The organism is Algibacter sp. YIN40, assembly GCF_057219435.1.
This window is the reverse complement of sequence record NZ_JBXVVC010000001.1, coordinates 1,264,648-1,279,261: the sequence shown is the minus strand read 5'-3', so window position 1 is coordinate 1,279,261 and position 14,614 is coordinate 1,264,648. Positions and strand designations below refer to the sequence as shown.

Sequence of the window (14,614 nt, the reverse complement as noted above, 5' to 3'; positions counted from 1 at the left end):
ATTATAGTATTAAAGTTAAAATTATAGGTTAAAATAAAACTCGGGAAGCCACAAATATGCTTAATTGTAAGCTACAAATAAATGCCATTAAATATAGCAAAAATAAGGTTATCTATTAAAATTATTTATAAATTATTGACGATCAACTAAATATTGTTTAAACTCCGGAGAATTATACATCCCATTAGCATTATGTCCCACGTTATTTACAATAATCTTATCATGATTGTTTGTGGCACTATAAAAAGTTTGCATATACAAAAGCAAATTTTCACCTCGTTTTACTCGGTTTGAGCCTAATAAAGTTGCTTGACAATCTGTTGTATTTAACAAGAAATTAGTGGTGTCATTACTACCTAATAAATACGTAGTATTTCTGGTTACTTGTTGCTCTGTAATTACAGGTTGCTCTATACCATCAAGATAGGGTACAGAAAACTCATACCCATAGGGCCAAAAGTTATATCCTGAACAACCCGTAGGTGTTACAAATTGTTGTGTGCTTTCATCATACCTCTGCCCGTCAGGGTAATAAAAATATTGATTATTGGCAATACCATATTCAAAATTAATATTTGTATGTGTGTTTTCAGCTCTATTAGCCAAAGCGTAGTGTTGTGCAAAAGCTGCCCCAGAAGAATGCCCAGTAACAAATATGGTCGACAAGTTTGGAAAGTTACCAGAATTTGCAATGTTCTCAATAATGGCATCTATGGCTGTAAATGAGCTTATAGAGGCATTGGTATTACTAGAATTTGCACCTTCTCTCCAACGTGTGTCCCAATATAAATCATCACCAGTTGCAGCTGCATTATCCTTAAAATAAGGGGAAATAAGTAAAGTGTTTTCTTCCATGTTAATGTCTTGTAACGAAGAAGCCATATATGAAAAATAGTCGTTGGCATTTCTTGTTAAACCATGAACAACAATAACTAACTGGTTTATTGAATTATATGTAAATTCTGGGTCATCTATAAAATCATAATTACTATACATATCAAAATTGAATTGATCACCAGCTCCATTTGGTACCTGTAAAGTTTGTATGCACGCGTTTGTAGCGCTTAGGCATGGTGTTTTTCCAAAATTAGTAACAAACGATAAGGATATACCATTATTGAAATACTCTCCGTTTGGCCCTAAATCTCCTGCTGGTATTGACAAACTGTAAGTTTCATTTGCATCCATTTGAGCAAGGGCTACAATTGCCTTTGAAGACACATTTGAATATGAAACCGTATAGTCAAGGGCTGCAGATCCTGTTGTTATTGAAAGTAAGTCTTCGAATTTAGAAGGGGTAATTTCTGATGAAAAGGCAATCTCAATAACCGAATTAACTGGTACATTAGTAGCTCCGTCTTCAAGAGGCGTACCATTTACTATGATAGACAGTATTGATAATGATAATAAATCACTGTCATCATCATTACAGCCAACTAAGAATAATAAGCCCAGTATCATTGAGAACACACTAATCTTTCTAAAAATATTTCTTTTTGTATTCATATTGTATTTTTTATTTTAAAATATAAAGAAAGGTTTTGCACATTACCTAAATTTATTAGTCAGTTTAATTGCATTCTGGATAAGCACAGGCAGAGGCCTGCGTACTAGTTGATCCAGCAGCACAAGCTAAACCACCAGTTATCCAGTTACCATTTAACTTGTATGCCCAAGATCCAGCATATTCCCATGCTTCTCCAGTGCCATCAACATTTGCATCACCATAGGTTTCTATAACATCATTCCCTTTAAAAAGCTCTATGGCATCATCTCCATTTTGGTTCATAGAACCAGTTTCAATAACATGTTCAAAAGTATTTATACAGGCTCCAAAATAGGTTGCTATTGTTGCCTGTTCTCTTGCTAAAAGAATGTCATCTCCAGCAGAAACTGACATTACAGGGAAGGTGAATTCTATACCATCTGTTCCGCCACCGTTATTTGCTACTCCAACACTATATAAACTTAAATCGGCAATATCTTTTTGCGCTTTTAAATGAACCGCTTTACCACCGTTGGTGCCACTTCCGTCCCAAAGAATTGCCATAACACCTTTTAACGATAATGCCTCACCACATACGGGATATACGCAATTAGAACTTTGCGTGGTTGTAGATCCTATTGAACAATCTACACCTCCATAAATCCAAACACCATCAAACTTATATGCCCAAGATCCTTTGTACTCCCATGCCTCTCCAGTTCCATCAACATCTGCATCACCATATGTTTCTATAATGGTATTACCACTAAACAGCTCAATAGCATCATCTCCATTTTGACTTATAGATGTGTTTGCCTGTAAAACATGCTCAAATTCGCTAGCACATCCTCCAAAATAGGTTGAAATTAACGCTGGCTCTCTTGCTACAAGAATATCATCTCCAATAGACACTGACATTACTGGGAATGTATATTCTAAACCATCGGTTCCACCACCATTATTTGCAACACCAAGACCATATATGCTTAAATCTGCTATATCTTGATTTGCAATTAAATGAATTGCTTTACCGTCATTAGTTCCTGAACCATCCCAAGTTAAAGCAAATACGCCTTTTAATGAAATTGCAGGTAATTGCTCGTTAATAGTAATTATAAGCTCTTGAGAATCACTGGTAGCATTAACAACATCGCTTAGAGAGATTACGATAGTCTCATTCCCTTCGTTTTCCCCATCTACAATTGAGGTTAATGAGATAGATGAAGATAAGCTCCCTGCTGGAATTGTTATAATTAAATTGCCAGTTACTAAATAATCTGTATTTTCGGTTGCGGTTCCTGCTAAAACAAAGGTGGCAGTTATATCCTCTTGAGATACTTTATCAAGACTAGCTGTAATAGTTGCCGTTTCACCATCTTCTTCTAATTCTAAAACATCACTTGACAAAGTAAATACAGGCGGTACAAATGCAGCTGTTGTAAAGCTAAGTGAAAGCGGCTCTTCCAAAGACTCACCTGACAAACCATAATCTCCAGCTGGTAATGTTAAGGTGTAAGTACTTTCATAATCTAAAGGGTTGCTAGGAATTATCGTAATTGTTGAGTTAGTATTTGAAAAATCTATAGTATAATCTACAGTTCCAGAAACCGAATTTAATGTTAAGGACGAAGAGAACAGATCTGTATTTAGAGTATGTGAAAAAATAATTTCAATTGTAGCATTTATGTTTACATTTTCAATACCACTATCAAATTTTACATCATTAATAGTTTTTGTCATAACTATTAGCGTGTTATCAACAATAGAACTAGTATCATCGTCATCACAGCCTACCAAAAATGTAGAAAGAAACCCCAAAGGGATAAGCATGTAAATTGTAAATTTTTTAATAATCTTCATGATATGTTTAGTTTTACGTTTTATTAAATATTTCTTTTTATTTTATAAATTCGGTGAAATCACTCGAATCAAAACCCCAAATTATTGGTAAAAAATAATACACCATAATTGTTAAAAATATAATAGATATAATATTCATCCATATACCACTTTTTATCATGTCTGGTATTCTTAAATAACCAGATCCAAATACAACGGCATTAGGGGGAGTTGCAACTGGCATCATAAATGCGCAAGACGCAGCTATGGTACAAGACACCATTAGTATATACGGGTTAATGTTTAATGATATAGCAATAGGAGCTAAAATAGGCAACAACATCGCTGTTGTTGCTAGGTTTGAAGTAAACTCTGTAAAAAAATTGACTACAGCAACTATTACTAACACCAACAAAATCATTGATAGTCCTTGAAGCATAGACATTTGAGAACCTATCCAAGACGCTAGTCCTGTAATTTGAAATCCTGCAGCAAGCGCCATACCACCTCCAAATAAAAGAATAATACCCCAAGGCAATTTTACAGCATCCTCCCAAGTAATTATACGTTTTTTAAAATCGCTAGCTGGCACAATAAACAATAATACACCTGCAGCCATAGCGATTATAGTATCATCAATAAATGGAAAAAATTTCTGTAAAATAAACGATCTTGTTATCCAACAAAATGCGGTTAGCATGAAAATTACTGATACAATTTTTTCTTCACGTTTCATTGGGCCAATAGCAACCAATAGTCTATTTATTTCTTGTTTTCCTCCTGGAAATTCTTTCTGCTTAAACTTAAATGCATATTTTGTTAGGTATAACCATGCAATAACAAGTAATGGGATTGCTATAGGTAAGCCAAATTTCAACCATTGTAAAAAGGTAATTTCAATACCATAAATTTCTTCTACATAACCTGCAAACACTAAATTAGGAGGTGTACCTATAAGTGTAGCCATACCACCTATTGAGGCGCTATAGGCAATACTCAACATAAGTGCTTTACCAAAAATAAAATTTTCATCTTCTTCAGTATCTGGATTATCTTGAAGTTGAGCAACTATGGACATTCCTATGGGGAGCATCATTACAGCTGTTGCAGTATTCGAAATCCACATGGAAAGAAATGCTGTTGCAACCATGAAGCCTAAAATGATTTTGGAAACATTGGTGCCAATTATCTTAATAATATTTAATGCAATACGTTTATGTAAATTCCACTTTTCAATAGCAATAGCAAGCATAAAACCACCCATATATAAAAATATATACTTATGGGCATAAGATGCTGTTGTAGTTTGTAAATCAACAGCTCCCGTCATTGGGAATAATATAATTGGAAGTAATGCTGTAACAGCTATGGGGACGGATTCTGTAACCCACCACAATGCCATCCATAATGTAATAGAAAGTAAGTCATAAGCTTTCTCAGACATTCCAGCAGGTGGATCAAAACACTGTAAAATAATAAACAATAGAGGCCCTGAAATTAAGAATATACTTTTTTGTATGGACTTCATTCTTTTATTTTATTAAAAGATTCAATTTTAGATTCCTCTACCAGTTGCTTAAAGAATGCTGAAGTTTCCTGCAATACAAATGAAAGATATAATTTTTCTCCATCTTTATCCATAGTAGTTACTCTGTTAGATATTTCAGATACTGATTTTCCGGTAAGTGCTTTATAAGCAATTAAGGCTATTAAATAACTACCGTCTGATGATGGATGTTTATCATCAAAATAAAGGTTTAAATCTGGCCTTAAATTTCGAGCCTTCATCCAAATAGGACCTACAGGAATTACTTTAGCATTCAGCTCATGTGCTAATTCTAAATATCCTTTTGTAATTGCAGGCTGCATTAAAGGGTTAGATTTATAAGCCCAAGTAATATAAAATATGGGTTCAGCACCCTTCGATCGAATTAATTTTGAAAATTTTCCTCCGTACTCTTTAAATCGTTCCAGAGAATTTATTGTACTTAAGCTATGGTCTCCAAGAATCACATAATCCCAATCTTGTTCATTTAAAAGCTTTCTTGTAATGGTTCCTTTCTCTTCATTCCAGTGCTGTTTTAAATTAGTACCTCCAACTGTAGATTGATGAATATCTAGAGCAATGCCTTGAGATTCACCCATAGCTTTTACCAATTGTGGCATATTCCAGAAATAAGTAAAACTATTCCCTACAAATAATACTTTAAGCGGCTGTTCTTCCTGTGAAAACAATCCTAAGGGCACTAGTAAAACTATTGCTAAAACTAAAATAAAATTCTTTTTTATGTTTTTAAGTCCTATCATGTTCTTATAAATAGTCTATTGGTTTACAGGTGTTTTATTAAAGAAGTCAGGTATAGGATTAGGTGTATTACTGTTTCTATCAATTTCTGATTGAGGATAAATAAAACGTTGTGGTAAAACATTGCCAGTATTAGGTATAACGGGAACTCTTACTATAGATTCATTTTCTGTTCTGCGGGTATCATTAAATACTTCTATCTGTCCAAATAAAGTAATATAACGTTCTTCCAATATCTCTCTTAAAAGCGCATTTTCAGTACTTATACCATCAAGATTTTCAATGCCTCCAGATGTAAAATCTGCAGCTACAAATGGTTCATATGTAATATTAGAAGAATTTACATTTGTTAAATACCCTCCATTGTTCATGAATGATCTAAAATTATTTAAGTGAAATAACCCGTTATCAAAACCATTTGTTCTAAAACCAGCTTCTGCCAATATGAGTAAGTTTTCTTGATAAGTTACTAATGCTATAGGTGCTGATTGTGCAGCATATCCATTAGATATATTTGGTTGAACACCTAACGAATTTGTTGTAAAGTAGAAATTATTTCTACCACTTTCATTTGTTTTAGAATGTCCTCTATAAGTATTACTAGTTGGATTTATCAAATTTGCCATAAAATTTGAAACAACCAGATCACTTTGTCTAACTTCAATTGCAAAAAATTGATAGTTTAAATTTGAATCTTCAGCAGCTGTACCATGAGGTCCATACATACTATTATTTGATGAACTAATTCCATTTTGAGCCACGGCATAAGCGTTACTATAATCTTTAACATGCATGTAAAACCGTGCTTTTAAAGTATATGCATTTTCAATCCAAGCTTGAGCATTTCCATCAAAATAAATATCAGATCCTGTTGCTGGTCTTCCACTACCCTGTTGCAGATTTGAAATGGCTTTATCTAATAACGTTTGTATCTTAGAATAAACGTCTACTTGATTATTAAACATTGGGTTTGGAAAGTCCCCATTTACAGCCTCGTCAAATGGGATATCTCCGTATAGTGCTGTTAGCGTACCAAAGGATTGCGCTTGTAATACTTGAGTAATACCTATAGTGACAGGCCCAATATTTTCATTATTGGCAGCTTCCTCTGTGATTATAGCATTTCTTAGAGCATCTACATAGCCATCATTCCATAAGGCATCAAAATCACTGGTAGTTACTGAGTATTGACTAAACCCTAAATGTTGTCTATCTATTCCAGTATATTGCCCTGCAAAAATGCAAGCCCTTCTTGCATTCTCTCCAGTTTGAAATAACATATTGCCAACTTCAGCTCCTGTTAAAATGGTTTGATATGCGCTTTGAGTTTGGTTGTTCGGGTCATTATTTAGGTCTTCTACTAAATCGCTACAAGATTGAGTTAGAATAATGCTAAGAAATAATAAAATATATGATTTCATAATTAACTATTTTTTATTAGTATGTTTATTTTTATTGGTCTTCAATGGACACTTTTATCATCCAATTAGTCAGTTTACTTGATTATCAAAGTTTACCTTTGGATATTAATTTTTAGATTATAAATTTAATGTTGCACTAAAAAGATAAGATTTGGTGCCAGGGTTATTAAAGTAATCTAATCCTCTTGCTGCACTCACTCCAGATAAATTTGTGTCTGGGTCATTACCTTCAAACTTAGTCCATAAAAACAAATTTCTTCCTGTCACTGAAAATTCTACAGATTTTAAAGATGTAGACTTTTTTAGCCAATCCGATTTCCATATATATGATAAAGTAAGCTCTCTTAATCTAGTCCAAGATCCATCTTCAACATATAACTCATCATTTCCGCCGCCAAAAAATCCACCATCGCCATTATACCAAACCTCTGTTAAAGCTACAGGTCCAGCACCAAAATCTACTACATTACCTCGAAACGTTTCACCAATATTTATAATATTACCATTAGATTGGAAGTAATTTCTAGTAGCTGTAACTTCATTACCGGTATCATACCATGTTCCTAAATCTCTCATTACAGATTTGGTTCCAGCATAAATATCAGCACCTTGATAGGTTTCAAATAAAACTGACAATCTGAAATTTTTATATTTAAATGTATTCGTAACACCTCCTTGCCAATCAGGATTTGGATTACCAATAACACCTTCCAATTGGTCTTGCTCAGGGAAGCCAAACTCGTCAAAAACTATTGACCCATTATCATTTCTTAGTGTTCTAGAACCCCATAAAACACCTAGTGGCTGACCTTCAACAGCCCTAGAACTTACTGCAGACAAGCCTCCTAAATTAAGAGATTCTGCTCCCGCTAAATCTGTAACTTCATTTTTTACTTTAGTAAAGTTAGCATCAATAGACCAAGAAATATCATTGGTATTAATTATTTTGTACCCTAAATCAAGTTCTAAACCTTTATTCTCAATTTCAGCACCATTTGCATAAATAGAAGAATATCCAGTTGCGTTTGCTACAGGAAAATCTAGAAGAACATCTTCAGTAACATTTTCAAAATAAGTTAGTCCTAAGGATAGTTTATTCTTAAAAAACCTTAAATCTGTTCCAATTTCAAATTCTTTTTTTCGTTCAGGTTTTAGTGATGCATTACCTCTATTAGTACTTGGTACAAAAGCTCCATTTCCAAACAATCCAGAATTTAATCCGCCTCCTAATGCATCATTATATGTTGGCGAAACAAAAATATTAGCAGTATTATAGCGTGCTGGCTGAACACCTACTTCGGCATATGAAGCTCTAATCTTACCGAAGGATAAAAAATCACTGTCTTTAAAAATATCTAACTGTGAAAACTGCCATGCTAAGGATGTTGATGGAAATAGAAATGGCTTATCTGAATTTTGTCCAAATGTTGATGCGTTTTCAATTCTAATAGTACTATCTATAAAAAACATATCGTATGCCGAAAAAGACAAGGAAGAATATAATCCTGCCGTTCGCTCTTGTCCAAAAGAACTGCTTACTACGGTGTTTTCAATAAGTGTATTGTCTATATCACGGATACCACTTGCCACATCAAGAAATTGAATAAAACCATTACCTTCTACACCATTTACATTTCTTGATCTACTGTTATAATTGAATCCTACTAAAAAGCTACCATCAGTAATAATATCTTGAATATTGAATGTAGTTTTAGCTATAAAATCTGTATTAAAAATCGTGTTGGAAGCAGTAGATTGATCTATAAAGCCTGCTGTAAAGGCTCCCGAAGCAGAACCAGGGGTCATAAACTCAGATTTAGTTTCGCTATAGTGATCAACTCCTGCTCTTGCTATAAAGGTTAGCCAGCTATTAGGCGATGTCATAAACTCAAAATTAGTAATGAAGCGATCTACTTTAGCTTTATTTTCTTGTTCATTAATAGTCCAAAGCGGATTGTTATAAGTAGCTGTTCCATCTGCGCCTAATGGCTCTCTGTAAGACCGATGTCTATTAGGAATTGGTGAACTATCACTAGAAGCATAATAATCTCCTCTATAACCAGAAATATCAAAATCAGCTGGATTTCTTAGCAAGCCTAAATAAAGCCCTGAAGAGTTTGCTCCTAATCGAATACGATTAGATGAAGTTCTTGTGTAAGTTGAACTTACTTTTAAACTAGTAGCATCAGTAAAGTTTTGTTTGGCATTAAATCTAACTGTTGATCTTCTATAATCAGAATTGTTTTTTACAATTCCCTTTTGATCCAAATCACTTAAGCTAAAAAACATAGTACTTTTTGCGGTACCACCACTTAAACTTAAATTGTTTTCTAAAAAATGGCCATTACCAAAAACCTGATTAAAATTAGAATCGCTAAATATAGCTTGCGAGTTTTTATTTAATATAGGGTAATAAACTCTTCCATTTTGATCTAAATAAAATTCACCGGAAGTATTAAATTCATCATTACCACCTGAACGATCTGAGATTAAGTCACCCCATGAATCTCGTGCTCTTTGATTATAGACACCATTATCACCTTGTCCATATCTTCTTTGAACAGGGTATTTTACATTAATCTTATCTAAAGAATAAGTAGATTTTAAACTTACAGACAACTTACTATTATACTTTCCAGTTTTGGTCGTAATATTAATAACACCACCCAAAGCTTGTGTACCCCATAACGCAGCAGCAGCAGCTCCTTTTAAAACAGTAATAGATTCTATGTCATTTGGGTTAATATCGTTAAGACGTGATTGCTGGCTAACACCACCTCTATCACTGTTACCCCGCACATCGTTACTAATAGGAATACCATCTAAAATAATTAATGGCTGACTATTTCTTGTTATAGAAGAAAGCCCTCTAATTTGGATAAATGATCCTGCACCTGGATCACCAGAATTTCTGGTTATTCTTACACCTGATGATTTACCTGAAAGTCCATTTAAAACATTCGCCTCTCCAGATTTTGCAACTGCATCTCCCTTAACCGTTGAGCTCGCATAACCTAAATTATCTTTTTTCTTAGTAAATCCTATGGCATTTACAATAACGGCGTCTAAATCTTCTAAATCTTCTACCATCACTACATCAATAACATCTCTTAAATTCACATCAATAGTTACTCTTTTAAAACCTATAAAACTAAATGTTAAGGTAGGGGTTTCAGTTTCTAATGATATTTTATAAAGACCATCAAAATCTGTTATTGCACCATTAGAAGCATTATTTTCTAATATACTTACACCAGATAAAGGAACACCTTCTTCATCGGTAACAGTACCTTTAACAACAGTTTGAGCAATTAATATTTGAAATGAAAAGAGAAATAGAAAAAATAGTGGTTTAGTTATGCATTTCATCTTAAAATTGGTTTTAAAAGTTTAGTTTTACTGTAATTTAACGCAATAAAGGCTTGATGTTTTTAGTGATAAATCAATAGGTATTTGATTAAAAGATTATCAATTATATAAATTTTTACTTTAATCTTTGCTGTTTTAGTAAATTTTATCAAATTTTATCAAATTCAACTTCATTTCAGTAACTTTAAATTTCTTATAAAATTAAATGGAAAGCCATAAAAGCACAGAAGAATTACACAGAAGTTTTATAGCTAATCTCCTTAAGAGATATGGTAAATTTGACAATTCTAGGAATAAGTTTGAATCTACTAGTAATTCTATAATAGCAAGAGATTTATTTTATAGTGATTCTCAATTTTCAAGATTAATTAATAATACGGCTTCTGAAGGAGAGTTTAAAAGAGCTATAGGTAATATTGAACGATTATTAGAATTAGATCAATTAACTTTAAAAGCTCCGAACGAATCAAAAGTTTTAAAAAGTAAATCGGGAATAAGTCGTAATATTTTATTTCTTTTATTAGGGATGCTTTTTTCTGTAATTCTTTATCTATACCTTAACATAAAAAAAGATTACCTTAATGTGCAAAAGGATAATTTAAAAGATGAAACACGATATGAGATGTTAAAATGGGGGTTTGAGAATAATTTTATTCAACCTTATGTAAAGTTAAAAGAATTACCAGATGACTGTTACTATCCGTGCTATAAATACCAGGGAAGGTGGAAATTAAAAGATGAATATAAAATCCCTTTTTATAGAGAAAGAAATGGTTTTCATTACGTAGCCAAGGAAGCAGTTATGTATGCCAGATGTATGGATGAAAGAGATGACAGAGGAGAGTCATTCGAAGGTTACGAGTATCAAAAACATGAGCTTTGGTATGATAAACGAGAGCTTCCTATAGATTCTTTTTTAACTAAAGGATCGAATACACAAATAAGAAAATCATATAATCTTTCAAATTTAGATGAGGATAATAACTTTGTGAAAATAGCTTACGTTCACACTTTTTTTAGAACAGAATTTGAAATAGATAGTTCTTTAATAAATAGAACAGGAAAGGCCATAGGAAGAGATATAGAATTTGTTTCTGACGAAGTTTTGGATAGACAATTGAACGACAATATGTCTTTAATAGGTTTAAAAGATGAAATTAAAGCTATTGCCGTTAATCGTTTAGAAGATTATTCTAAACCAATTTCATGCAATCCAACATTTGCTCCAGATATAGATTTTAATCTAATAGAGGAAGGTGATAAAATGAGCTTCAATTGTCATTTTAGTATTGGACGTTTTGTAGTTAATTATAATAAAACTTATGTTTTTGATGATCAGTACATTAATAATTACTGTAGATGAGATTTCTGTACTGAGAATAGGAGTTCACGAATAACAGCTCATCCATATCTTATAAAGCTATTGTATATAGCTGATAAATTTAATCAAAGAAATGGTCATACAGTTGACTCCCATTGCCCTATTATACACGATAGCAGACCAATTTATGAAGGACAGAAAGTAATAATTGTAAAAAATAATAAAGTTATAGTCTCAAATAGAAAAGTTGGAAAATCATATTATCTAGAATTTGCTGAGGGCGTTAGATATGAGGGTAACGCAGAGTATTTTGCCTAAGAATACAAAGATGATATTTTAAAAGCTTCACCTTTCTTAATAGAATATCAAACAAAAATTAGTTATATCTAGATTCTAATTTCAATGGTACACCTTTGAATAATTTGGTACGCCTAATAACTCACCTTTTCAGAAGAATATATACCTTTTGATTTTAGCACATTAACCCTTGTGCAGTTAGTGCATACAGTGCAATTAGTTAGAAGAAAACGCAAACTTCCCCAAAACAAAAAAGCATCCCAATTTTCTTATTCCCGATAGCTATCGGGAGAAAAAAGGAAAGCTTTCCATTGGCTACTAAGCTAACTTAGTAGACTACATCACGCTTTTGGCGTGAACAACACAACATCTTAATACTAAAAAAGCCCTAATTTCTCAGAGCTTTTTCGCTCCCGATAGCTATCGGGATTGCGGTCTGGACGGGACTCGAACCCGCGACCTTCGCCGTGACAGGGCGACATTCTAACCAACTGAACTACCAGACCGTTGCATTATTGCGGTTGCAAATATACACGCCTTTTTTTATATGTCAAATCTTTTTAGGTCTTTTTTCAACATTTCTCTAGGCGAATTTTTGGCGCTCTACCATATAGGTAGTAAGTATTGAATTAAAATTTTTATTTATATCTGCCTCGACATATTTAATCTTGTATTGGGCACATTTTAAACGAAGCGCTTTAAAATAATTAGTGACAGCTTCACTATAGCTCTCCTTAATATTTTCGGCGTACAAATTAATATACTCACCCGTTTCAACATCAATAAAACGCTTAGGGTTATTATCAAAATCGAAATTCAATTCCTTCGTTTTATCAAACACATGAAATAAAACAACCTCATGCTTATTATATTTTAAATGACGTAAAGCTTCAAATAATTTGGTATCATCTTCCGATGTTTGAAACATATCTGTAAACAAAAAAATCATCGAGCGTCTGTGAATCTTTTCTGCTATTTCATGCAAGTACTTATACGTTTCAGTTTGCTTGTTTTCGGGTTTCGAAATTACAGCTTCACTCAAACGGTTCAAAAGCATTTGATGATGACGCTCACTCCCCTTCTCCGGAGCATAATAATCATAGTTATCACTATAAATACTCAAACCAACAGCATCACGTTGCTTTTTCAAAATATACATTAACGAAGCTGCTGCCAATGCGGAAAATCCAACTTTATTCAAACTATCGATTGAAAACGAATCCAATTTCGGATAATGCATCGAACTACTATTATCTAAAATAATGTGACAACGTAGATTTGTTTCATCATCATAACGCTTTGTGTAAAGCTTATCAGTTTTAGCAAAGAGTTTCCAATCTATATGTCGCGTGCTATCACCTTGATTATAAATTTTATGTTCAGCAAACTCGGCAGAAAATCCATGAAATGGGCTCTTATGCATTCCAGCTATAAAGCCCTCAACCACTTGTTTTGCAAGTAGCTCAAGATTTTTAAATCCTTCCGCCTTATTTAGTTCGCTTTGTAGATTCAATTATATCATTTTATCTACTATACCATAAGCCACAGACTCCTCTGCTCCCATCCAATGGTCGCGATTAAAATCTTTCATCACTTTATCAAAATCCTGTCCGCAGTTATCAGCCAGAATTTGAGCACTCAACTCTTTGGTTTTTAAAATCTCTTGAGCTGTAATTTCAATATCACTAGCTTGTCCGCGTGCACCACCACTAGGTTGATGAATCATAACACGCGCATGTGGTTGTATAAAACGCTTTCCTTTAGTTCCAACCGATAATAAAATTGACCCCATAGAAGCGGCCAACCCTGTACAAATGGTAGACACATCACTCTTTAAAGATTTAATGCAATCGTACATTGCAAAACCAGACGTTACATAGCCTCCAGGACTGTTAATGTATAAATGTATATCTGCCGTTTCCAAAGCATCTAAATAAAGTAATCTATCAATCACATGTTTTGCCGACTCATCATCTACTTGACCCCACAAAAACACCTTGCGCTCTTCAATTAATTTGCTATCAATAGCATCCTGTATTTTTAATTTACTCATATCTAAATTATCTTTTTACTTAATTAACTACTAAGCATCTAAAATAAAAAAAGGTTCACCATTACGGCAAACCTTTTAACTTTCTTTTTCTTAATCTTTTACAAAAGCCCGTCAATAGCATCTGTATATGCATTTTTAGGAGCAACCCCAACTTGTCTTCCAACAACTTCTCCGTTTTGAAAAACTAAAACAGTGGGTATGTTACGTACACCATATTTAGCAGCAAACTCTTGATTAGCATCAACATCAACCTTACCTACAACAGCTTTTCCATCGTACTCATCACTAATTTGTTCAATAATTGGTCCTACCATTCTACATGGTCCACACCAAGCTGCCCAAAAATCAACCAAAACTGGTTTGTCACTCTTTAATACTGTTTCTTCAAACGTCGCATCTGTTATCTCTAATGCCATAATATTTATAATTTAATATATTCTTAATTCATTTTAATTACACAAAATTAGTCAAAAAATATTCCAAAGCTTACAAATGAACAATTTGTTTTACTTATGATGGCATT

At 33.2% G+C, this 14,614-nt stretch carries 10 protein-coding genes and 1 tRNA gene; 1 reads left to right on the top strand and 10 read right to left on the bottom strand.

The features are described from left to right. Window positions 1-132 precede the first annotated feature (132 nt). The 6 genes from AC2D6V_RS05865 to AC2D6V_RS05840 form a co-directional block, all read right to left on the bottom strand. Window positions 133-1,506, bottom strand: a complete 1,374-nt coding sequence (locus tag AC2D6V_RS05865; protein ID WP_484647126.1) for an Ig-like domain-containing protein — start codon at window positions 1,504-1,506, stop codon at window positions 133-135. Between the two features lie 64 nt (window positions 1,507-1,570). Next, window positions 1,571-3,346: an Ig-like domain-containing domain gene (locus tag AC2D6V_RS05860; protein ID WP_484647125.1), complete on the bottom strand. Its 1,776-nt coding sequence runs from the start codon at window positions 3,344-3,346 to the stop codon at window positions 1,571-1,573. 37 nt (window positions 3,347-3,383) lie between these two features. Continuing rightward, window positions 3,384-4,853, bottom strand: a complete 1,470-nt coding sequence (locus AC2D6V_RS05855; protein ID WP_484647124.1) for an SLC13 family permease — start codon at window positions 4,851-4,853, stop codon at window positions 3,384-3,386. Next, complete coding sequence (locus AC2D6V_RS05850) at window positions 4,850-5,632, bottom strand: hypothetical protein (protein WP_484647123.1); 783 nt, start codon at window positions 5,630-5,632, stop codon at window positions 4,850-4,852. The genes AC2D6V_RS05855 and AC2D6V_RS05850 overlap by 4 nt, the downstream gene beginning before the upstream one ends. A 15-nt stretch (window positions 5,633-5,647) precedes the next feature. Beyond that, the gene (locus tag AC2D6V_RS05845) at window positions 5,648-7,051 is read right to left on the bottom strand and encodes a SusD/RagB family nutrient-binding outer membrane lipoprotein (protein WP_484647122.1); all 1,404 of its coding nucleotides are present in this window, start codon (window positions 7,049-7,051) and stop codon (window positions 5,648-5,650) included. 117 nt (window positions 7,052-7,168) lie between these two features. Next, entirely contained in the window at window positions 7,169-10,420 is a 3,252-nt protein-coding gene (locus AC2D6V_RS05840; protein ID WP_484647121.1) for a SusC/RagA family TonB-linked outer membrane protein, read from the bottom strand. A gap of 205 nt (window positions 10,421-10,625) precedes the next feature. On the opposite strand from AC2D6V_RS05840, the gene AC2D6V_RS05835 reads away from it, so the two are divergent. Then, window positions 10,626-11,783, top strand: a complete 1,158-nt coding sequence (locus tag AC2D6V_RS05835) for a hypothetical protein (protein WP_484647120.1) — start codon at window positions 10,626-10,628, stop codon at window positions 11,781-11,783. A 687-nt stretch (window positions 11,784-12,470) separates the two neighbouring features. Here the strand turns inward: AC2D6V_RS05835 and AC2D6V_RS05830 are convergent. The 4 genes from AC2D6V_RS05830 to trxA form a co-directional block, all read right to left on the bottom strand. Further along, a tRNA-Asp gene (locus AC2D6V_RS05830) sits at window positions 12,471-12,544 on the bottom strand. Between the two features lie 77 nt (window positions 12,545-12,621). Then, complete coding sequence (locus AC2D6V_RS05825; RefSeq protein ID WP_484647119.1) at window positions 12,622-13,551, bottom strand: DUF58 domain-containing protein; 930 nt, start codon at window positions 13,549-13,551, stop codon at window positions 12,622-12,624. Next, entirely contained in the window at window positions 13,552-14,091 is a 540-nt protein-coding gene (locus AC2D6V_RS05820; RefSeq protein ID WP_484647118.1) for a ClpP family protease, read from the bottom strand. A 98-nt stretch (window positions 14,092-14,189) separates the two neighbouring features. Further along, the gene (trxA, locus tag AC2D6V_RS05815; protein WP_298237715.1) at window positions 14,190-14,507 is read right to left on the bottom strand and encodes a thioredoxin; all 318 of its coding nucleotides are present in this window, start codon (window positions 14,505-14,507) and stop codon (window positions 14,190-14,192) included. Window positions 14,508-14,614: the final 107 nt, after the last annotated feature.

Bases quoted from the DNA above. Each gene is read 5' to 3' on its own strand.
- AC2D6V_RS05845 (WP_484647122.1), bottom strand. From the start codon at position 7,051: ATGAAATCATATATTTTATTATTTCTTAGCATTATTCTAACTCAATCT.
- AC2D6V_RS05865 (WP_484647126.1), bottom strand. From the start codon at position 1,506: ATGAATACAAAAAGAAATATTTTTAGAAAGATTAGTGTGTTCTCAATG.
- trxA (WP_298237715.1), bottom strand. From the start codon at position 14,507: ATGGCATTAGAGATAACAGATGCGACGTTTGAAGAAACAGTATTAAAG.
- AC2D6V_RS05860 (WP_484647125.1), bottom strand. From the start codon at position 3,346: ATGAAGATTATTAAAAAATTTACAATTTACATGCTTATCCCTTTGGGG.
- AC2D6V_RS05855 (WP_484647124.1), bottom strand. From the start codon at position 4,853: ATGAAGTCCATACAAAAAAGTATATTCTTAATTTCAGGGCCTCTATTG.
- AC2D6V_RS05850 (WP_484647123.1), bottom strand. From the start codon at position 5,632: ATGATAGGACTTAAAAACATAAAAAAGAATTTTATTTTAGTTTTAGCA.
- AC2D6V_RS05820 (WP_484647118.1), bottom strand. From the start codon at position 14,091: ATGAGTAAATTAAAAATACAGGATGCTATTGATAGCAAATTAATTGAA.
- AC2D6V_RS05835 (WP_484647120.1), top strand. From the start codon at position 10,626: ATGGAAAGCCATAAAAGCACAGAAGAATTACACAGAAGTTTTATAGCT.
- AC2D6V_RS05840 (WP_484647121.1), bottom strand. From the start codon at position 10,420: ATGAAATGCATAACTAAACCACTATTTTTTCTATTTCTCTTTTCATTT.